Genomic DNA, 19,476 nt, shown 5'->3' on the forward strand with positions numbered 1-19,476 from the left:
TTTCAGCGCCGATGGTACTGCAGGGGGGACCCTGTGGGAGAGTAGGACACCGCCGAACAATTATTCAGTCCCTGCCCCGAGTCTCCGACTCGGGGCGGGGGCTTTTCTGCGTTCCCTCATGCGATGCGCGTCAGTTCCTCCGCCCGTATCGTCCCCAGCAATGCCTCACCCTTGATCCAGCGCTCCACTTCGTCCACCGCGTAGGCGCCGAGGCGCTGGACTTCGGTGCCCTGGCAGCCGGCGATATGCGGAGTGATGAGGACATTGGGCAGGGCGCGCAGCGGGTGGGTCGGCGGGAGGGGCTCGGGGTCGGTGACGTCGAGATAGGCGTCGAGACGGCCGGTCGCGCACTCCGCGGCGAGGGCGTCGGTGTCCACCAGCCGGCCGCGGGCGGTGTTGATGACGGCCGCGCCGTCCTGGAGCAGCGCCAACCGCCGGGCGTTCAGGAGGTGGTGGGTCTCGGGCAGGTCCGGGGCGTGTACGGAGACGATGTCGGCCCGGCGGCACAGCGCGTCCAGGTCCACCAGTTCGACGCCGAGTGTGTCGGCCTCGGCAGCCGAGACATAGGGGTCGGCGAGCAGGATATGGAAGCCGGCCGGGGCGGCACGCAGCCGGGCGATGACACCCCGGCCGATCCGGGAAGCACCGATGACGCCGACCACGGCACCGTCGGCTCCCTGCCGCTCGCGGTAGCCGGGGTAGTGGCCGGTGCGGTAAGCGGCGGCGGCGCCCAGGGTGTGGCGGGCGGCCAGCCACACCGTTGCCAGGGTGAACTCGATGACCGGTGCCGCGTTGGCGTCGGCGGCCGACGACACGGCGATGCCGCGTTCCCACACCTCGGGCCCGACATGGCCTTTGACGGTGCCGGCGGCGTGGATGACGGCGGCCAGCCGGGGGGCCCGTGCCAGGAAGGCGGTGTCCAGCGGCGGGCAGCCCCAGCCGGTGAGGAGCAGCTCGGCGGCCGCCAGCTCGCCGGTTGCGCCGGACCAGTCGGTGAGCGGCCCTGCGGTCACCTCGGCGAGGGTGTCGAGCCGGGCCCGCACCGGGGCAGGAAGGACCAGGTCGACGATGTCCGGACGCATTGCCAGCACCAGCTTCGGCCGCTCGGCCATATCTGCCCCTCACGTGTCGATGACCTGCGGCGATCGACGAGTGGTCGACGTGTAATCGGTTACATCCGCAACCCGTGGAGAGTAAGCCCGCGCTCGCCGTGCGTCAACGGAACTCAGCAGGACCGACCCGGCCCTCGGCCCTGATCCCCTCGCGTCCGAGCGCCGACGTGCACCGGGTGCCGAGCGGGGGTTACCTGGAAGGAGTGTCCGCCGACCGGATGACGGCAGATGACGGCAGTCGTCCCGTCGGCGGTCGTCCAGAACTCTGCGCACGACTCTCCGCACGGAGGTGACGAAGATGAAGGCTGTCGTCTACGAGGAGCCTTACACGGTCAGGATCGAGGACGTCGAGGACCCCGGGATCCAGCACCCGAACGACGTGATCGTCCGCGTGACATCCACGGCGATCTGCGGATCGGACCTGCACATGTACGAGGGCCGTACCGCGGTCGAGCCCGGCACGGTCTTCGGGCACGAGAACATGGGCATCATCGAGGAGATCGGCAGCGGTGTGACGTCGCTGAAGGTCGGTGAGCGCGTTGTGATGCCGTTCAACGTCGCCTGCGGCTTCTGCAAGAACTGCCTGGCCGGGAAGACCGCCTTCTGTCTGACGGTGAACCCGGGCTTCGCCGGCGGCGCCTACGGGTATGTGGCGATGGGCCCGTACCGCGGTGGCCAGGCGGACCGTGTGCGCGTTCCGTACGCCGACTTCAACTGTCTGAAGCTCCCGGAGGGCGACGAGTTCGAAAGCGATTTCGTGCTGCTCGCGGACATCTTCCCGACCGGTTATCACGGCTGTGAGCTGGCGGACGTCTCGCCCGGCGAGAGCGTCGCGGTCTACGGCGCCGGTCCGGTGGGGCTGATGGCCGCCTACGCGGCGCTGCTGCGTGGGGCTTCCATGGTCTTCGTGGTCGACCGGGTGCCCGAGCGGCTGGCCAAGGCCGAGCAGATCGGCGCCATCCCGATCGACTTCACGGCTGGCGACCCCGCCGAGCAGATCCGCGACATGACCGGCGGTGAGGGCACCGACAAGGGCATCGACGCGGTGGGTTACCAGGCGAAGGTGCAGGACACCGGTCATGAGGAGCCGGCGATCGTACTCAACGCCCTGGTCGAGACGGTCCGCGCCACCGGCAAGCTGGGTGTGCCCGGACTGTATGTGCCGTCCGACCCCGGCGGCCCGAACGAGAGCGCCCAGCACGGTCAGCTGCTCGTCGCCATCGGCAAGCTGTTCGAGAAGGGGCTCGCGGTGGCGACCGGTCAGAGCGACGTCAAGAAGTACAACCGCCAGCTGCGTGATCTGATCATCACCGGGCGGGCCAAGCCGAGCTTCGTCGTGTCGCACGAGCTGCCGCTGGACCAGGCGCCGGACGCGTACCAGAAGTTCGACAAGCGGATCGACGGTTACACCAAGGTGGTCCTGCACCCCGCGCTCGCCGCGTGAGGCCTCCGCCGCAGGCTCCTCCCGCCGTCCGCGCGGACGCCCGCGGGGACCCGGGGAGCCGGTGACCGGCATGGGCCCCGGCCCCGACCCCGACCTCGATCGGGGCCGGGGCCCATGCCGCGTCCGGGCCGTCGCCAGCCGGCGGTACTACGCTGAGCCGCGAAAACACCGGGCAGGTCCGGGCACCCGGGCAGCTGAGCGACGGACGCACGGACGGCGGGGATCGCGGGAATGGCGGGGATCGCGGAGTCAACACCTGGGCCCGGCACGGCGGACGGCAGGCGCCGGGTCACCATCCGGGATGTCGCCGACCGGGCCGGGGTGTCGGTCGCGACCGTCTCCCGCGTGCTGGCGGGCAGTTACCCGACATCGGCGGGGGCCCGCGCGAAGGTGCTGCGCGCGGTCGAGGAGCTGGACTACGTCATCGACGGGCGGGCCCGCGCGCTGGCCGGCACCGGGCCGCGAACGGTGGCTGTCGTCGTCTCCTCGGTGCGCAGCGCGTTCTACGCCGCTGTCGCCCACGGCGTGGAGCAGGAGGCCGCCGCCCGCGGCCGGCTGTGCATGGTGTGCGGCCACGGCGGGGACGAGGCGCGCGAGCTGGCGCTGGTGCAGATGATGCGGGAGCAGCGGTCGGAGTTCGTGGTCCTGGTCGGCGGCGCCGTCGAGGACGAGCGGTATCGGGCCCGGCTCACGCGGTACGCGCGGGGCCTGGCCGCCGCCGGGTCCCGGCTGGTGCTGTGCGGGCGGCCGGCGCCCAGCCCGGACATGCCGGTGCTGGTCGTCGAGTACGACAACGAGGCGGGCGCGTACGCCGCGGTCAGCCTGCTGCTTGCCACCGGGCACCGCGAGATCCTCTACCTCGGCGCGATGCCGGGGCACACCACCGTCGAGCCGCGGATCGCCGGGTACCGCCGGGCGCTGGCCGACTACGGCCTGGGGCCGGCCGCCGAGCGTGTCGCCGGGCAGGGGCTCGGCCGGGAGGAGGGCTACACCGCGATGCGCCGGATCCTCGCGGACCGCGCTGGGCGGCCCGACTTCACGGCGGTCTTCGCCGGGGACGACCAGGTGGCGGCGGGGGCGATGGCCGCGCTGCGCGAGCACGGGCTGCGGGCGCCGCGGGACTTCTCCATCGTGGGCTACAACGACGACGACTTCGCCCAGGATCTCGATCCGCCGCTGACCACAGTCGCCATTCCGGCCGACGAACTGGGCCGGGAGGCGGTGCGGCTCGCCCTCGCGGAGGCCGCCGAGCGGGCCGACGGAGCCGCGAGCGGCACGGCCCAGCAGCGGCACGTACTGGCCACACGCCTGGTGCGGCGCGGGTCGGTGGGCCCGCCGCCCGGGCGTTCCCCCGGCCTGCCGCCCGGCCCTGCCCCAGGCTCGTAGGGAGTTCTTACGGATCGATGACCGGTGCGCGCGGACCCCGCTGTCCACAGGTGCGGCGGCTAGCGTTCGCAGGGAGCCGGACCCGCCGCCAGACCTGGACCGCGGCGGCCGGGCGCTTCCGGAGGTCATCGTGGTCACGCTGGTGCTGATCGGGCTGGTGGGCGGATTCATCACCGGCGTCTCGCCGTGTGTGCTGCCCGTGCTGCCGGTGATCTTCCTGACCGCCGGTGCGGCGCAGCCCGGTGCGAAGGGCGGCAGCCGGCGGCCGTATCTGGTGGTGGCCGGGCTGGCGGTGAGCTTCAGCGTGTTCACCTTGCTGGGCACTCTGGTGCTCAGCGTGCTGCCGCTGCCGTCGGACACCATCCGCTGGGCCGGGCTGGCGGTGCTGACCGTGCTGGGCGTCGCGATGATGTTCCCCCGGGTCCAGGATCTGCTGGAGCGGCCCTTCGCCTATGTGGGGCGGCGTCAGGTCAGCGGCGGGCACGGCGGCTTCGTGCTCGGCCTGGCGCTGGGCGCGGTGTACGTGCCGTGCGCGGGGCCGGTGCTGGCCGCGATCACGGTGGCGGGGGCCACTCACCGGATCGGCGCGCAGACGGTGGCGCTGACGCTGGCCTTCGCGGTGGGCACCGCGGCGCCGCTGCTGTTCTTCGCGCTGGCCGGGCGCGGGGTGGCCGAGCGGGTGCGGGCGTTCCGGGAGCGGCAGCGGTCGGTGCGCTTCGTCGCCGGCCTGGTCGTCATCGGTCTCGCGGTGGCGCTCACCTTCAACGTCACGGACGCCATCCAGCGCGCGATCCCCGACTACACCGCCAAGTTCAATCAGGCGCTGGACAACTCGGGGGCGATCTCGGGGCTGGGCCCCCAGCAGAGCCAGGCGCTCCAGGCGTGCGCGGCCGAGCAGACCGCGCAGCTGCTCGACTGTGGCAAGGCGCCGGCGATCACCGGCATCCAGCAGTGGTTCAACACACCCGGCGACAAGCCGCTGACCCAGGCTGATCTGACCGGCAAGGTGGTGCTGGTCGACTTCTGGGCCTACTCGTGCATCAACTGCCAGCGGGCCATCCAGCATGTCAACGCCTGGTATCAGGACTACCGCAAGGACGGCCTGGTGGTGATCGGCGTGCACACCCCGGAGTACGCCTTCGAGCACGAGCCGGCCAATGTGAAGGCCGGCGCGGCCCGGCTGCACATCGCCTATCCGGTGGCCCTCGACAACGACTACGGCACCTGGAACGCGTTCGGCAACGACTCGTGGCCGGCGTCGTACCTGATCGACTCGACCGGGCAGGTGCGGCACGTGGCGATCGGCGAGGGTGGCTACGGCGACGACGAGTCGCTGATCCGGCAGCTGCTGACCGCCGCGCATCCCGGGGCGGACCTGCCGGAGTCGACCGATGTGCCGGACACGACGCCGACCGATCCCGGGCAGACCCCGGAGACGTATCTGGGCGCCGAGCGCGCCCAGGGGCTGGCGAACGGGCCGCTGAAGTCCGGCACGCACTCCTTCACGCTGCCGGCGGCGGTGCCGGCCGACGAGTTCGGGCTCGGCGGCAAGTGGTCGGTCGCGGCGGAGGCGCTGACCGCGGGGTCGGGGGCGACCATGGAGCTGAACTTCATGGCGAACGACGTGTATCTGGATGTCGGCGGCACCGGTACCGTCATCGCGACCTTCGGCGGGCACACCAAGACGTTCACGATCGCGGGGGCGCCGAACATCTACACGGTGGTGGGCGGGAGCAGCGAGCAGCACGGCACGGTGAAGCTGACCTTCTCGTCGGGGCTGAGCGCGTACTCCTTCACCTTCGGGTGAGGCGGGCCGTTCGCATCTCCCGGCGGCTCAGCGGATGCGGACCGCGTCCCGTACCGCCGGGGCGAGGGTGTCCGCGGTCTCGTCGCCGAGGACCAGCCGGATGTCGGCGTCCTGCCAGAGCGGGGCGTGCCAGCGGGCCAGGGCCTGTTCGGGGGAGCGGAGGACCGCCAGGGTGGGCAGGCCCGCGGCGCGGCCGCCGGCGAGCAGTGCGGGCAGGGAGGGGACCGGGGCCAGCGCGCCGATGTCGTCCAGCACGAAGGTCAGTGGTGGGTCGAGCCGACCGGCGGATGACCCTGCGGCCATGCACCGGCCGTGCTCGACCACGCTGGAGAGGAGTGCGGTCAGCAGCGGCATCGCACCCGGATGGGACCGCGGGTCCTCGATCCGCTCGCCCACTACGTAAAGCGTTCCCCGTTCGGAGGTGAACGACTCCAGATCGAGGCCTCCGGTCCTGGCCGGATTGCAGGCGTCGCGGATGTGCACCGAGTTGAGGGGTTCGAGCAGGTGCCGGATCAGCGCCTGGGCGGCGTCGCGGCGTTCGGGGTGGGCGTGCAGCACGGATTCCAGCTCGCCGCTCCAGCCGGAGGCGGCCCCGACATGGGAGCGCAGAATCCGTACCGGCTCGCCGGCGCCCGCGCCGCCGGCCGCCCAGCGCTGCACCTGCCGGAAGGGCTGGCCGTCGACGGCCGCGGCGTGCAGCCAGCAGCGCAGCAGCGTCGTGGCCGTCTCGTGCACGATCGCCTCGTCGGGGCGGGTGGGCCGCAGCGGTGCCAGCAGCGCGGCGGCTCTGGTCCGCGCGGTCTCGGGCCGCGCGCAGCCGTCGTGCGGCGCCCAGCGCAGCCGCCCGGGCACGTCCAGCAGGTGCGCCGGGTCGTAGACGTGCACCGGGCCGAGCTTGGCGCGGTTGCCGACGGTCTGGTGGTACGTGTCGGGGTCCGCGGTGGTGACGACGACCGGTCCGGCGGCGGCCAGTACGGCGGGCTGGGTGATCCGCTTGGCCTTGTCGCCGCGGGGCGCCGCGAACAGGGCGTAGGTGCGGGTGACTTCGCCGTCGGCGAGGTGCTCGGCGGCGGGCACCGGGCGGGCGGCGGTGACCGGGTATCCGTCGGGACCGGCCGCCGGGAGCACCGTGGTCGGGGTGTCGTCCGGGACGAGCGGCAGGCCGTGGGGGACGGTGCGGAACCAGGCGTCCAGGCTGTCGCCCCCCTTCGCCGGCGGCCGCCCGCGGTCGTCGCGGCGCGGGGCGGGCAGCGGGGCGTCCCCGGACGCGGACCCGGGACCGGACGCCGGACCGGACTTCCGGCCGGACGGGGGCTCGGCCTCCGCTGGGACGGGGACCTGGCGCGGGCGGTAGCCGCGGGCCTCGCGGGACCGCAGCCGGGCGATGACGTTCAGCGCCCACACGGTGAGCACGAACAGCACCATGAACTGGGCGATGAACACCCCCCAGAACAGCCCGGGCCCGGGCAGCTGGCCCGCGGGTGTCTGCGGCCAGGCCCCGGCCAGGTCGTGCGGCCGGCCGATCAGCGAGCGCATCGCCTGCGGGGTGCGGGTGAAGTGCGCCCCGTGCGGCAGACCGCCGTGGGAGAGCAGCCCGGCGATCCCGGTGGCGGTCCACACCAGCAGGGTCACGCCGAGCAGCAGGCCGATGATGCCGACGATCAGACCGTCCGGCAGGCCCCCCGAGGACTCTCTCTTCCGCTGCGGCATCTCGTCCCCGTCACGCGACCGCGTCGTCTGCCAGCTGTTTGGCCAGCGCGACCTGGGCCGCCACATGGGCCTCCGCGCGGGCCTCGGCCTCGGCTTCCGCCTCGGCCTCCAGATCCGCCGCGTGCTCCACCGAGGTCTCCGTCATGGCGCGGTCGGTGAAGACCAGTGGTCGTTCGGTCTCGGTGATCAGGTGTTTGACCACCTGCACATTGCCGTTGACGTCCCAGACCGCGATGCCCGGGGTGAGGGTCGGGATGATCTCCACCGCCCAGCGCGGCAGGCCCAGCACCAGGCCGGTGGCGCGGGCCTCGTCGGCCTTCTGGGCGTAGATGGTGCGGGTGGAGGCCATCTTCAGGATCGCCGCCGCCTCCTTGGCGGCGGCGCCGTCGACCACGTCCGACAGGTGGTGGACGACGGCCACGAAGGACAGGCCGAGCCGGCGGCCGAACTTCAGCAGCCGCTGGAAGAGCTGCGCCACGAAGGGCGAGTTGATGATGTGCCAGGCTTCCTCGACCAGGAAGATGCGCTTTCTGCGGTCCGGGCGGATCCAGGTGTGTTCCAGCCACACCCCGACGATGGCCATCAGGATCGGCATGGCGATGGAGTTGCGGTCGATGTGGGACAGGTCGAAGACGATCAGCGGCGAGTCCAGGTCGATGCCGGCGCTGGTCGGCCCGTCGAACATGCCGCGCAGGTCGCCGTCGACCAGCCGGTCCAGCACCAGGGCCACGTCCAGGCCCCAGGCGCGGACGTCGTCCAGATCGACGTTCATCGCCTCGGCGGACTCCTCCAGCGGGTGCCGCAGCCGCTCCACGATGTCGGTCAGAATCGGCTGGCGGTCCGTCACCGTCTCGGCCACATAGGCGTGCGCGACCTTCAGCGCGAAGCCGGACCGCTCGTCCAGGCCGCGGCCCATCGCGACTTCGATGATGGTGCGCAGCAGCGCGAGCTGGCCGGTGACGGTGATCGCCGGGTCCAGCGGGTTGAGCTTGATGCCGCCGTCCAGGGCGGCCATCGGGTCGAGCCGGATCGGGGTCAGGCCGAGCGCCTTGGCGATCAGATTCCACTCGCCGACGCCGTCCTCGCCCTGCGCGTCCAGCACCACCACCTGCCGGTCGCGGAAGCGCAGCTGGCGCAGGACATAGGTCTTCTCCAGTGCCGACTTGCCGTTGCCGGACTCGCCGAGCACCAGCCAGTGCGGGGCGGGCAGCTGCTGGCCGTAGAGCTGGAAGGGGTCGTAGATGTAGCCCTTGCCGGAGTAAACCTCACGGCCGATGATCACACCCGAATCGCCCAGGCCCGGCGCGGCGGTCGGCAGGTAGACCGCCTGCGCCTGGCCGGTCGAGGTGCGTACCGGCAGTCGTGTCGTCTCCACCCGGCCGAAGAGGAAGCTGGTGAACGCGTCGGTGAGAGCCGCCAGAGGGTCCAGCATGGGCATGGCAGTGGCCTCCTCGTACGGGCGGGCTAGCGGCGGATGCCGGTCGCGAACGGCAACGTATTCACGAATGCCCGGTGGTGCTCACGATCGCACCATTCAAGCTTCAAATACGACTTACCGGCGGAAGCACGGATGGTGCGCTTGTCGCGCGCCAGCGCTTCCGGGGAGCGCGAGGACACGGTGATGTAGCCGACGATGTTCACCCCGGCGGCGCCGCTGGCCAGATCCTCGCCGCGCTGGTCGATCCGGCCGTGGTGGGCGACATCGCGGGGGTCCAGCACCCGGTTCATCTTCGCGGCGCGGCTGGCCTCGGCGTCGTCGTTGGTCTTCTCGGTCAGCATCCGCTCGATGGCCACATCGGTGGGTTCGAGGTCCATCGTCACCGCGACGGTGCGGATCACATCGGGGGTGTGCACCAGCAGCGGCGCCAGGAAGTTCACCCCGACCGGGGTCATCGGCCATTCCTTGATCCAGGCGGTGGAGTGGTGCCAGGGCGCCCTGGTGGACGATTCGCGGGTCTTGGCCTGGAGGAACGTCGGGTCGGTGGCGTCGAGTTCGGCCGGCCAGGCGTTGCGGCGGGTCATCGCCTGGATGTGGTCGATGGGGTGGTCCGGGTCGTACATCGAGTGCACCAGCGACGCCAGCCGGGCCTGGCCCAGCGGCTGCCGCACCCGGATGTCGGCCTCTGCCAGCCGGGCGCAGATGTCGTTGAGCTCACGGGCCATCACCGCGGCCAGCCCGGAGTCCTTGTCGATCCTGGCGCCGCGGTGGGAGCTCGCGCGGGCCATGGCGGTGCCCTCGGCGGCCAGCTCGCGGGTGAAGTGCATGCACGCCACCAGATAGGCGCGGTGCTGTTCCGAGGAGGTGGACACCATGGACTGCAGCTGGTCGTAGGAGTCCTTCAGCCACCGGTCGGCGTCCGGGTCGCCGCGCTGGGCCACGTCCTTGGCGTGCGCGTCGGGGTCGGCGGGCAGGGTGCGGGCCAGCATCTGAAGGCGGCTCACGAAGCCGTCGCCGTTGGCCACATGCTTCAGCAGCGTGCCGAACCGCTCGACCAGCGCCTCCTGGTCCTCGCTGTCGCGCAGGCCGACGCCGGGCCCCTCGATCTCGATGGCGGCGGTCACCGTCCGCCGGTCGACATGCAGCAGTACCGCGATCTCGTCTGGGCCGAAGGGGGAGGCGAGCCAGCTGATCCGCCCGATTCCCGGCGGCGGCCCGATCTCCACCTCCCGCCCGTCCAGATGCGTCCCGGCCTCCTGCACGGTGGACCGGTAGGTGGCGGCGGTGCGCAGCGTACGGCGGTAGGTGCGGTTGATCTCGAACCAGCGGTAGAACGTCCGCCGCCGATAGGGCATGTAGACCGCGGCCAGGGCCAGCAGCGGCCAGCCGACCAGGCCGACGATGCGCAGCAGGAGGACCGGGACCAGCAGACCGGACATCATGCCGAGGCCGGCGCCCAGGATGATGAGCGCGATCTCTCCGGTCTCCCGGTTCTTGCCCACGATCGCGTTGGGCCTGGCCTTGCCGATCAGATACGTACGGCGTGGCTGGGTGAAGGGCTGGGCCGTCACCTGCGATCACCTCCCGAAGTGCCGTTGTTGCCTGGTCCCTGTCCCCGGTTGGCGCCGGGGCCCGACCGGAAGGGGGAGCCGCTCATCGGGTTGGCGGCCGGGGCGCCGCCGCCACCGGTGCCGCCGCCTCCGCCGCGGTTGCCCCCGTGCGCGGCCATGCCGCCCGCCATCGGATTCGCCGGCTGGCCGCCGCCCTGCGCCTGCTCCTGCGGGCCGCCGCGGGCGCTGTGCGTCTTGATGCCCTGCTTGACCAGGGCGGCGGGCGAGGAGATCACCGCGGCGGCGCCGCTCTGGCCGCCGGCCGACTTACGGCTGTTGCGCAGATTGACCACGTCGTCGCCGAAGCCGGGCACGAAGCGGTAGATCATGAAGCTGGCGAAGATCGCCAGCAGGATGATGGCCAGCCCGGAGACCACCGCCGAGAAGGCGTTGGGCCCGTCACTGCTGGACGACAGCGCGCCGGCCAGCCCCAGCACGATCACGATCACCGGCTTCACCATGATCACCGCGATCATGATCCCGGCCCAGCGGCGCACGTTGTGCCACATGTTCTTGTCGACCAGCCCGGCGTAGACCGCGGTGCCCAGCAGCGCGCCCACGTAGAGCAGCGCGGCCCGGATCACCAGCTCCAGCCACAGCACGCCGGCCGCCACCACGGACACCAGCGACACCAGGATCAGCATCACCGGACCGCCGCCGATGTCGCTGCCCTTGGTGAGCGCGCCGGAGAACGAGCCGAAGAAGACATCGGTGTTCGACTTGGTGCCCGAGGAGATCACATCGGTGACCGCGTCGGTGGCCGAGACCACCGTGTACAGGATCAGCGGGGTGAAGGCCGACGCCAGCACCGTCAGCCACAGGAAGCCGACCGCCTCGGTGATCGCCTCGGTCAGCGGCACCCCGCGCACGGCCCGCTTGGCCACCGCGAGCAGCCACAGCACCAGGGTGAGGACGGTCGAGGCGGCGAAGACCACGGCGTACTGCCGCAGGAAGGCGGTGTTGGTGAAGTCCACCTGCGTCGTCTTGGTGACCGCGGTCGACAGCTTGCCGATCGTCCAGGCGGCGGCGTCGGCGCAGCCCCTGCCGAGGGAGGTCAGCGGGTCCAGGGTGCTGGTGATCCCGCCGCCGCCACCGCCGCTTCCGCCGCCGCCCCCGCCGGAGTCCTTCTCGCAGAAGTCCTTGGCGGAGCCGACGAGCAGCCGGCACTTGTCGACGGGGGCGGGGGCCGCGCCGCGGGTGGGCTTCGGTGTCGGGGTGGCGGCCAGGGCCACGGTGGGCAGCGCGGCCAGCGCGAAGGTGACGGCGCCCAGCGCGGACCAGCGGAGCCTGCCGCTCAGGAGGGGCCGGGCGGGAGTACGGGCGGGGCTCTGCGGACCGCCCGGGGTGAGGTGAGGGCTGCCCGCGATGGGTCGGCTACCTGGCATAAGTGAAGCCTCCGTAGTCCCGTACGGCGCCGGCGATCTCATCGGCCGTGGCGGCGCGGTTGTCGCCGCTGACCGGCGCGGGTCCGTCCTTCTGGCTGGAGGACTCGATCTTCCAGTCCCCGCCGACCCATACGAGTTTCTCGGTGGTGGTGAACCAGGCGCTGCTGACCGGGTTCGTCGAGCCCTGACCGGCCAGGCCGACCAGGTCGGTGCACCACACCTCGACGGTGATCGCGTCCGCCGCGTTCGCCGTCACCTTGGTGCCCACCGGCACCGTCCGGGACACGAAGGTCAGACCGGTGGGCGCGGTGCCGTCCGCGTTGAGACCGAGCGACTTCAGCGCGCTGCCCGAGTAGGCCTGGTCCAGCGCGGTCTGCAGCGCGGGTGTGACGGCGGGGTCGTGCACCGCCGCCACGATCTGGTGCCGCAGCTCCGTGTTGAACATGTCCACGCCGCCCAGGGCCACCGCGTAGTTCGCCGCGGCCGACTGGGCCCCCTGCCCGGTGTGCGGGAAGCCCGAGGGGATGCCGGCGGCGGACTTGCCGGTGACGGGCTGCTGGCCCGAGGCGGCGGTGGAGACGGGGGCGGACCGGCCGGAGCGCGAGCCGCCGGAACCGGAGCCCGCGTCGGCCCCGCCGGCCGAACCGGGCGCGGCCGAGGGCGAGTGGTCGCCGCCGCGGTTGGCGAAGGCGATCGCGGCGATGAGCAGCACCACGATGCTCACCACCGTCACCAGGGCCCGCCGGGGCTGGGAACGGCGGCCGGAACCGCCGGTCCCCGCGTGCCCCTCGGGCATCCGGGTCCGGGTCGGGGGGCCGTCCTGGCCGAGACTCATCGTGCGGTCGCCCCCTGGGGCCCCGCGGGCACGCCGGAGCGGCGCGGGTCGCGGACGGCACCGCTGCTTGGTCGAGTGGGCATCAGCACGCAGCCTCGGAAGGGAAAGGCGGAGCCGGGGACGGGCTCCGGAACGAGAGCGTAGGCACCGGGCGGAACCGGTACCGACTGGGCGGCCGGGCTCCTCGCGGGGCTACACGGCCATCCCGTACACGATGGTGAACAGGGTGCCGAGGGAGCCGATGATGAACACGCCGGTCAGCCCGGCGATGATCAACCCCTTGCCCTGCTCCGCGCTGAAGGTGTCACGCATCGCCGTCGCGCCGATCCGTTGTTTCGCCGCACCCCAGATCGCGATCCCCATGCACAGCAGAATCGCTGTCGCCATGACCACCTCGATCATCACGCGTGCTTCGTTGCCCAGGGCCCCGAAGGGTCCCCAGTCGGGCGCGATGCCACCGATGATGGTGTTGATGTCGCCCTTCGCCGCTGCCAGGAACATGTAACTCACCACCCCGCTCGATCAGTTGACTCCCTCGCCGGGGCGCAAGGGGCCAGGACCCAGTCTGACGGAGGATTCCGCTGTTGCATGTCGACTCGGCGACTTTCTCGGCGGATCGTCCGTGCAAATCGGCCCGCAGCCGTCAGACTGGTTGGCGGACCGGTGTTCGAAGGACGTAGACGACTACTCTGTGTATCACGAGAGTGACCATAGGGCAACGATGGGAACGTACGACAACGTACGGGACCCGGAACGCGGAACGCGAGCGGAAGGGAACGGCAGCCGTGCGCAAAGTCTGGCTCACCGTCATCGTCGGGGTGGGCCTGGGGCTTTCGTTCCTGGCGCTGCTGGTGGTGGGCACCTTCTCGGCCGCGGCCGGCCTGGCCGGGAACGCCGGGGCGGTCACTCTCGCCAAGGGTACGGTACCGGCCGTCTATCAGCCGATCATCCTGAAGTGGGGCAATCTGTGCCCGGCGCTCAATCCGGCGCTGCTGGCCGCCCAGCTCTACCAGGAGAGCGGCTGGGACGCCGGGGCGCAGAGCCCGGCGCAGGCCCAGGGGATAGCGCAGTTCATCCCGGGCACCTGGGCGACGCACGGCGTGGACGGCAACGGCGACGGCACGGCGGACGTCTGGAACCCCGAGGACGCGATCCCGTCGGCGGCCAGCTACGACTGCCAGTTGGCGTCCTATGTGAAGAACGTGCCGGGGAACAACACCGACAACATGCTCGCCTCCTACAACGCGGGCGCGTACGCGGTGATACGGGCCGGCGGCGTCCCGCCCTACGCCGAGACGCAGAACTACGTACGGACCATACGCACACTGGAGAAGAGCTTCGCCGCGCCGGTCGGGGCGGTGGCGCCCTCGCAGCAGGCGGCCGCCGCGATCTACTACGCCCAGCAGCAGCTCGGCAAGCCGTATCTGTGGGGCGGCGAGGGCAAGGCCGCGCAGGGCGGGCTGTTCGACTGCTCGGGCCTGACGCAGGCCTCCTACAACTCGGTCGGCATCGCGCTGCCGCGGGTCGCCAACGACCAGTGGAACGCGGGACCGCACCCGAGCCGGGCCGAACTCCTCCCCGGGGACCTGGTGTTCTTCGCGTACGACCTCAACGACCCGCGGTCCATCCACCATGTGGGGATCTATGTCGGCGGCGGGTACATGATCGACGCGCCGCACACCGGGGCGGTGATCCGCTTCGACCCGATCGACTCGCCGGACTACATCGGGGCGACCCGGGTGACGCAGGCGGGGGCGCAGGCGCTGCCGACGTCGGCGGTCTGAGGGCGGCGCCGGCCCGGGGGCCGGGGCCCGGCGGGGCGGGGGTCGCCTGCCGGCCCACTGGCTGGGGCTCGTGTGACGCGTGCGCAGGGTGATGTCTTGGCCCAAGCCTCACCGGTCGGCGGTGGTTTGTCCCTTCTCCCTGGTCACCCTTGGATAACGGCATGGTGATCATCTGGCGAAGACCGGAACGCTACGTACCGTGGCAGCGGTTGTACGGGGGAGAATGGCACGGGACGCAAGCGACGGGGGTTGCGGACGAGCCCAGGCCGCACGTACAGCCAGTCGCACGTAAGGGGCACCACCGCTATGGCAGAGGTTGCTAACGACAGTGTGAACCCCGACATCAGTCTGCTGCGCGACATCAACGACTTCGCCAAGCAGGCACCGCGCGGTGTCGACCGCGCCGTTGAACTCCTCGGCGGCTACGGGCTGCTGGCCCTGATGGCGCTGCTGGCCGGCTGGTGCTGGTGGCGCGTCGCCCGCCGTTCGGCCGACGCCCCCGCCGCGGTGGCGGGCGTCCTGTGGGCCTTCCTGGCCGGCGGCATCGCCCTGCTGGTCAACATCCCGATCCGCGCCTTCGTCCGCCGACCGCCGCCGTACACCGAGCACGACGGCCTCGACGTCCTGATCCGCGGCGGCCACCACTACTCCTTCGTCAGCGACCAGGCCGCGCTGGCCGCCGCGCTCGCCGTGGGCCTCTTCATGGTCAGCCGCCGCACCGGCGCCGCGGCCCTCCTCCTCGCCCTCGCCGAGGGCTTCAGCCGCGTCTACCTCGGCGCCCACTACCCCACCGACGTCATCGGCGGCTTCGCCCTCGGCGCCGCCACCACCCTCCTCCTGGCCCCCCTCGCCCTCGCCCTCCTGACCGCCCTCACCACATCCCTCACGACCACCCGCTTCGCCTTCCTCGTCCGGGTCCGCCCGGGGACCGTTTCCCCGCCGGAGGACGCCCAGGCGCCGCGACTGCGGGCGGACGACAAGGGGTTGGCGGCGTAGGGCGGGATTTCTCGGTCAGCCGTCCGAGCCGGGGACGCAGCGGATGCCGCGTACCAGCCGGTCGAGGTCGGGGACGATCTCGGTGAAGCGCTGGTGGTCCCACGAGGTCAGAAACACATGGACGTCGGTGTCGAAGGCCGTGTCGCGGAAGACGTAGTTGACCTGGTCGTACGGACCCGGTCCGTGGACGCCGCTCCACTGGGCCCTGACACCAGTGCCGAGGGCCTCGGTTTCGAACCGCTCGGTGGCCGGCTGGGTGGTGGCGCTCTCGGTGCCCCAGGAGGCGTAGTAGCCGATGGCCTCCTCCCATGTCCCCTGGCACTTCCAGAGGCCGACCGCCACGGGCACCGGAAGCTTGGTGTAGTCCGGGCAGTGGCAGTACAGCTTGTGCCCGGCCATATGGCCGGCGACCTTCTCCCGGGCCACGACGAGGGACCGCGCGAAGGGCAGCACCTCCTTCTTGACGACCTTCTTGGTCAGTTCGCGGCCGCCCTTCAGGAAGCGGTCCCCGGCGTAGTCGAAGGCCCACTCGGCCGCGTCCAGCCACTTGGTCCCTTTGAATCCGAGGGGGATGGGGAACCACGTCGAGCGGTCGTAATCGATCTCGGCCCAGTTGGGAGTCGACTTGCGCTGGTCGAAGCTCATGTGTCGTCCTTCTGCGGTCGTTCCCAGCGGAACGTGCCCATGATGGCGTCGAAGAGTGCGCAGAGAAGTCTGGCCGTCCCGTCCTCCGGGCTCCCCGCGCCAAAGGTGGAGAAGGACGAGACCAGCCAGCTGTCGGCCGTTCCGGGCACCGGCAGGATGTACTCGACGCGACGTGACGGATAGGCCACCTCGCGATCGGGATCGGCGTCGTACACGCGCTCGGTACGGATGCCGGGGGTGGCGTCGAGTTCCACCGGTTCGCCGCCCTCGGTGGTGGACAGGACCTCGGCCAGCACGCGCTGCGGATCGGGTGCGTCGACCTTGGCGAACTCGACGAGCGAGACGAGGAACGACGCCGGGAGATTCTGCTCCCGGCGGCCGAAGGGCAGATACAGATCCACCCCCGCGTTGTTGCGCGCCTGGTTGATCAGCTTTTTGAGCCGCTGCTCCAATTCCCGCCGGTACTGCGCGACTTCGTCCCGACCGTGCCGGGCGAAGGCCCGGTCCAGGAGAGCGGTGAGGGCTCGGTCGGTGCCGCGCTGGACGGGGATCTTCTGCCATTCGCGCGGCACCACCAGCCGGTAGCCGCGGATCGCGTGAGCCGTCGTCATGAGCCGATCTCCGCCGTGGTCAGTTCCTTGAGCCGACCGAAGACATCCCAGTGCGGCGAGGTCTCGCCCTCGAGTTCAGGATGCGCGAGGCCGCCGGAGAAGCCGTTGCCCGCCCAGTTGATCAGGTCGCTGCCACCGGCCCAGTGGCCGAATTCGTCGACGACATTGGCGGCGCCGTTCGCCAGCCGGACCGTGTTCAGGAAACTCGCGCCACGGGCAAGGGCGTTCGGGAACAGCCGAGTGTCGGGGAACTCCTCGGCGAGTGTGCGCAGCTTCGACATGTTCTCGATGACTTCCTTCTCGCCCCCCGCGGCGAACTTCTCGCCGACCGCCCGGCCGTAGTCCCCGACGGAGGAGAAGAACCTGGCGGCCGGATTCTGGCCGGCCTCGCCGAGCAGCTCGCTGCCCTCGGCGATGGACTTCGCCGCCGCCTCAGGAATGTCCTCGCCGCCCCGCAGGCCGCCGGCCACCCCCCCCCGCGAACCCGGTGGAGCCTTCCAGCAGACCCTTCGCCCAACTCGACGCCCCCAGCGTCGCTATCGCGAACACATCGAGGCCGACATCTATCCAGGAGCCATCACCGGTGAGGGCGACCGCCGTATGGCCCAGCAGAGCGGTGAGCATCAGGCCGCCCAGCAGCGCGGTGGCGATGTCCAGGCCGGGGATGAAGAGGGAGACGATGACGAGCGCGGTGACGATCCACGTACAGACGTCGGCGAGGAGTTTGATCAGTTCGGCGTGCTCGTGGATGAAGTCCTTGAACGAGTCCCACCGGCTGTCCTTGAGCCCGTCGTGCTCGGTGTCCTCGATCTTCTGCATCCAGAACCGGCCGCGCTCGTCGCGGTGGTCCTTGACGCGCGCGAGTTGGGCCTTCGCGTCCGCCAACTCGCCCTGAGCGGCGTGCCGGGCGCGCTCGGCGTCCGCCTGATGCTGTTTCTGCTCCACGGTGAGCTGCGGCTGCGGGCTGCCCGGCGCGGGCCTTGCCTCGGGTGTGTTCGCGGTAGCGGCGACCGCCTGGGCCCGGGCCAGCGCCCGCAGGGAGTCCGACTGGCACTGGTCCAGATCCTCGGCCCAGTGCCCGAGGTAACCCGACACGTGCTCGTACCGGGTGGCGACCTTGTCCAGACCGTCGCGCAGATCGGTGGCGGTCTCGCGCAGCTTGTCGGCGAACTCGCCGATGTTGTCGTCGCCCGCGATGTCCTTCAGCAGGGCGATCTGGTCGCGGATCGTCCCGGCCATCTGTTCGAGCCGTGACGATTCATCGCGTATCTCCTGCGGGTCCCCCGGTATCGGGTCCTCGGGTTCGTCGAGTACGACCCACTCGGAGTCGGCTGGCCTGCTCATACGGCGCGTTCCCTCCCCTGTCGCGCTTTACCCCGCGCGGCTGGGTTCCGCGCCGAACATCCCTCCCACCGGGTGCCGTTACTCCTTGGGACCGCCCTGTTTGTTGCCCTTGCCGGCGTTGCTGAGGCCGTTCCTGAGTTTCTCGTCCACGTCCTTGAACGCTTCCATCGTCTTTTCGGCCATCTCGCCCATGGCCTGGATCTTGTCCAGCAACTTGTGCCGGTGGTAGTCCCAGTTGTCGGCGAAGTCGTGCATCGCGTGCGCCATGTGGCTGGACCCGAGGGCCCCGGCGATGTCCGCCTGGTGGTCGCCGGTGTCCTCCAACTCCCGCTGGATCGCCTTGAGATTGCGGGCGGACTCCTCAAGCCGATCGTACGAGACCTTGAGGTCCGTCATCCGCGCGTCCCCTCCTCCGCCGCCGGGTCCCAACTGCTCAATGCCTCAGGTGATTCTGGCCCCGAGCAACCGAGTTCGTCCAAGCGATGGAGAAAATCGATCATGCAACGGGAAGCCGGCCGCTGGCGGTGGCCGCTGCGGCATCGCGGGGGCCGACACGGTCGGCATGGATCACCGGTCGCCCCTACAGCACCATGGCTGGCGCCGGTAGGGTCGTTCTCCACCACGACCGCGCAGCTTCAATTGCTTGTTCAACTGCCTCGCACCGGACGACTCACGGGGGACTCCGAAGTGACCCGCTCTTCCCTGCCCATCGCTGTCGCCCTCGCCGCCTCGGCGGGCCTGCTGCTGACCGCCTGCGGCGGGGGCGGATCGGACGGCTCGGACCCGATCCAGCCGTCGGTGACGTCCGCACCGGCCACGGCCGCGGCGTCCACGGCTCCGCCGCCCACGACGCCGGCGGGGCCCGCCGCGCCGCACTTCGCGTTGCCGTCCGACGTCACGATCGATTTCTCGGCATTCACCGGGAGCGACACGTCGCAGAAGTCGATTCTTCAGGATGCCACTTATGCCGCCACGGCTGTTGTTGAGACCGAGGCACTGGGCCATCCCACGGAAACGCCGAACTTCAAGCGGTTCTTCACGGGGGTGCACGGAGCGGAGCTTGCGGATCAGCTCATCTCGTACGGAAAGGCTGGAAAGGTCGCGACCGGAGCCTTCCGGTACTACGCGCCCCAGGTGACGGTGAACAAAGCTGCTGATTCGGTCACCGTCGCATTCTGCGAGGATCAGAGCAAGGCCTATGACAAGGACCTGAAGACGGGCAAGGTGAACGTCACCACCCCGTCGCTCAACAGTTTCAGTTTGTGGACCTACGTCATGAGCAAGGGCTCGACCGGCGATTGGCAGGTCTTCGACTACAAGTGGGTCCAGGGGGTGGAGAAGTGCCAGACAGCGTGAGTGCTGGTCGTGC

The 19,476-nt window shown here is 70.9% G+C and carries 18 protein-coding genes; 6 read left to right on the forward strand and 12 right to left on the reverse strand.

Annotated elements, in window-relative coordinates:
- Positions 1-116 precede the first annotated feature (116 nt).
- The gene (locus ACFO3J_RS01400) at positions 117-1,112 is read right to left on the reverse strand and encodes a hydroxyacid dehydrogenase (protein ID WP_386425091.1); all 996 of its coding nucleotides are present in this window, start codon (positions 1,110-1,112) and stop codon (positions 117-119) included.
- A 298-nt stretch (positions 1,113-1,410) separates the two neighbouring features.
- Between ACFO3J_RS01400 and ACFO3J_RS01405 the strand changes: the two genes are divergently transcribed.
- From ACFO3J_RS01405 to ACFO3J_RS01415, 3 genes are all read left to right on the forward strand, one after another.
- Complete coding sequence (locus ACFO3J_RS01405; protein ID WP_386425094.1) at positions 1,411-2,556, forward strand: glutathione-independent formaldehyde dehydrogenase; 1,146 nt, start codon at positions 1,411-1,413, stop codon at positions 2,554-2,556.
- A gap of 231 nt (positions 2,557-2,787) precedes the next feature.
- Positions 2,788-3,942 (forward strand): LacI family DNA-binding transcriptional regulator, encoded by a 1,155-nt coding sequence (locus ACFO3J_RS01410; RefSeq protein WP_386425097.1) that lies wholly within the window; start codon positions 2,788-2,790, stop codon positions 3,940-3,942.
- 130 nt (positions 3,943-4,072) lie between these two features.
- Positions 4,073-5,749, forward strand: a complete 1,677-nt coding sequence (locus ACFO3J_RS01415) for a cytochrome c biogenesis protein DipZ (RefSeq protein ID WP_386425099.1) — start codon at positions 4,073-4,075, stop codon at positions 5,747-5,749.
- 27 nt (positions 5,750-5,776) lie between these two features.
- Here ACFO3J_RS01415 and ACFO3J_RS01420 read toward each other — a convergent pair whose 3' ends face one another.
- The 6 genes from ACFO3J_RS01420 to ACFO3J_RS01445 all read right to left on the reverse strand — a co-directional run bounded on the left by ACFO3J_RS01420 (position 5,777) and on the right by ACFO3J_RS01445 (position 13,228).
- Positions 5,777-7,459, reverse strand: a complete 1,683-nt coding sequence (locus ACFO3J_RS01420; RefSeq protein WP_386425102.1) for a type VI secretion protein — start codon at positions 7,457-7,459, stop codon at positions 5,777-5,779.
- A 10-nt stretch (positions 7,460-7,469) separates the two neighbouring features.
- Entirely contained in the window at positions 7,470-8,891 is a 1,422-nt protein-coding gene (locus ACFO3J_RS01425) for an ATP-binding protein (protein ID WP_386425355.1), read from the reverse strand.
- A gap of 32 nt (positions 8,892-8,923) precedes the next feature.
- A complete protein-coding gene (locus ACFO3J_RS01430; protein WP_386425104.1) occupies positions 8,924-10,468 on the reverse strand; it encodes an SCO6880 family protein in 1,545 nt (514 codons plus the stop codon).
- Entirely contained in the window at positions 10,465-11,892 is a 1,428-nt protein-coding gene (locus ACFO3J_RS01435) for a hypothetical protein (RefSeq protein ID WP_386425107.1), read from the reverse strand. Before ACFO3J_RS01435 ends, ACFO3J_RS01430 begins: the two co-directional genes overlap by 4 nt.
- Positions 11,882-12,727, reverse strand: a complete 846-nt coding sequence (locus tag ACFO3J_RS01440) for a hypothetical protein (RefSeq protein ID WP_386425109.1) — start codon at positions 12,725-12,727, stop codon at positions 11,882-11,884. Before ACFO3J_RS01440 ends, ACFO3J_RS01435 begins: the two co-directional genes overlap by 11 nt.
- 192 nt (positions 12,728-12,919) lie before the next feature.
- Positions 12,920-13,228, reverse strand: coding sequence for a hypothetical protein (locus ACFO3J_RS01445; protein WP_386425112.1), 309 nt, complete (start codon positions 13,226-13,228; stop codon positions 12,920-12,922).
- 284 nt (positions 13,229-13,512) lie between these two features.
- On the opposite strand from ACFO3J_RS01445, the gene ACFO3J_RS01450 reads away from it, so the two are divergent.
- Both ACFO3J_RS01450 and ACFO3J_RS01455 read left to right on the forward strand, forming a co-directional pair.
- Positions 13,513-14,511 carry a C40 family peptidase gene (locus tag ACFO3J_RS01450; RefSeq protein ID WP_386425115.1) on the forward strand — a complete coding sequence of 333 codons (999 nt, stop codon included), beginning with the start codon at positions 13,513-13,515 and terminating at the stop codon, positions 14,509-14,511.
- Positions 14,512-14,817: 306 nt separating this feature from the next.
- Positions 14,818-15,507, forward strand: a complete 690-nt coding sequence (locus ACFO3J_RS01455; protein WP_386425118.1) for a phosphatase PAP2 family protein — start codon at positions 14,818-14,820, stop codon at positions 15,505-15,507.
- A 15-nt stretch (positions 15,508-15,522) separates the two neighbouring features.
- Here ACFO3J_RS01455 and ACFO3J_RS01460 read toward each other — a convergent pair whose 3' ends face one another.
- The 5 genes from ACFO3J_RS01460 to ACFO3J_RS01480 form a co-directional block, all read right to left on the reverse strand.
- Positions 15,523-16,152 (reverse strand): hypothetical protein, encoded by a 630-nt coding sequence (locus ACFO3J_RS01460; RefSeq protein WP_386425121.1) that lies wholly within the window; start codon positions 16,150-16,152, stop codon positions 15,523-15,525.
- Complete coding sequence (locus tag ACFO3J_RS01465) at positions 16,149-16,763, reverse strand: hypothetical protein (protein WP_386425123.1); 615 nt, start codon at positions 16,761-16,763, stop codon at positions 16,149-16,151. The genes ACFO3J_RS01460 and ACFO3J_RS01465 overlap by 4 nt, the downstream gene beginning before the upstream one ends.
- Positions 16,760-17,233, reverse strand: coding sequence for a hypothetical protein (locus tag ACFO3J_RS01470; RefSeq protein ID WP_386425125.1), 474 nt, complete (start codon positions 17,231-17,233; stop codon positions 16,760-16,762). Before ACFO3J_RS01470 ends, ACFO3J_RS01465 begins: the two co-directional genes overlap by 4 nt.
- Complete coding sequence (locus tag ACFO3J_RS01475) at positions 17,196-18,107, reverse strand: hypothetical protein (protein WP_386425127.1); 912 nt, start codon at positions 18,105-18,107, stop codon at positions 17,196-17,198. Before ACFO3J_RS01475 ends, ACFO3J_RS01470 begins: the two co-directional genes overlap by 38 nt.
- A gap of 78 nt (positions 18,108-18,185) precedes the next feature.
- Positions 18,186-18,503, reverse strand: coding sequence for a hypothetical protein (locus ACFO3J_RS01480; RefSeq protein WP_386425129.1), 318 nt, complete (start codon positions 18,501-18,503; stop codon positions 18,186-18,188).
- Between the two features lie 291 nt (positions 18,504-18,794).
- Between ACFO3J_RS01480 and ACFO3J_RS01485 the strand changes: the two genes are divergently transcribed.
- On the forward strand, positions 18,795-19,463 hold the full coding sequence (locus ACFO3J_RS01485; RefSeq protein WP_386425131.1) for a hypothetical protein: 669 nt from the start codon (positions 18,795-18,797) through the stop codon (positions 19,461-19,463).
- Positions 19,464-19,476: the final 13 nt, after the last annotated feature.

This window comes from Streptomyces polygonati, assembly GCF_042650325.1.
GTDB lineage: Bacteria > Actinomycetota > Actinomycetes > Streptomycetales > Streptomycetaceae > Actinacidiphila > Actinacidiphila polygonati.

Coding starts and splice junctions, on each gene's coding strand:
- ACFO3J_RS01400 (WP_386425091.1), bottom strand. CDS start 1,112: ATGGCCGAGCGGCCGAAGCTGGTGCTGGCAATGCGTCCGGACATCGTC.
- ACFO3J_RS01405 (WP_386425094.1), top strand. CDS start 1,411: ATGAAGGCTGTCGTCTACGAGGAGCCTTACACGGTCAGGATCGAGGAC.
- ACFO3J_RS01410 (WP_386425097.1), top strand. CDS start 2,788: ATGGCGGGGATCGCGGAGTCAACACCTGGGCCCGGCACGGCGGACGGC.
- ACFO3J_RS01420 (WP_386425102.1), bottom strand. CDS start 7,459: ATGCCGCAGCGGAAGAGAGAGTCCTCGGGGGGCCTGCCGGACGGTCTG.
- ACFO3J_RS01425 (WP_386425355.1), bottom strand. CDS start 8,891: ATGCTGGACCCTCTGGCGGCTCTCACCGACGCGTTCACCAGCTTCCTC.
- ACFO3J_RS01435 (WP_386425107.1), bottom strand. CDS start 11,892: ATGCCAGGTAGCCGACCCATCGCGGGCAGCCCTCACCTCACCCCGGGC.
- ACFO3J_RS01440 (WP_386425109.1), bottom strand. CDS start 12,727: ATGAGTCTCGGCCAGGACGGCCCCCCGACCCGGACCCGGATGCCCGAG.
- ACFO3J_RS01445 (WP_386425112.1), bottom strand. CDS start 13,228: ATGTTCCTGGCAGCGGCGAAGGGCGACATCAACACCATCATCGGTGGC.
- ACFO3J_RS01455 (WP_386425118.1), top strand. CDS start 14,818: ATGGCAGAGGTTGCTAACGACAGTGTGAACCCCGACATCAGTCTGCTG.
- ACFO3J_RS01460 (WP_386425121.1), bottom strand. CDS start 16,152: ATGAGCTTCGACCAGCGCAAGTCGACTCCCAACTGGGCCGAGATCGAT.
- ACFO3J_RS01465 (WP_386425123.1), bottom strand. CDS start 16,763: ATGACGACGGCTCACGCGATCCGCGGCTACCGGCTGGTGGTGCCGCGC.
- ACFO3J_RS01475 (WP_386425127.1), bottom strand. CDS start 18,107: ATGAGCAGGCCAGCCGACTCCGAGTGGGTCGTACTCGACGAACCCGAG.
- ACFO3J_RS01480 (WP_386425129.1), bottom strand. CDS start 18,503: ATGACGGACCTCAAGGTCTCGTACGATCGGCTTGAGGAGTCCGCCCGC.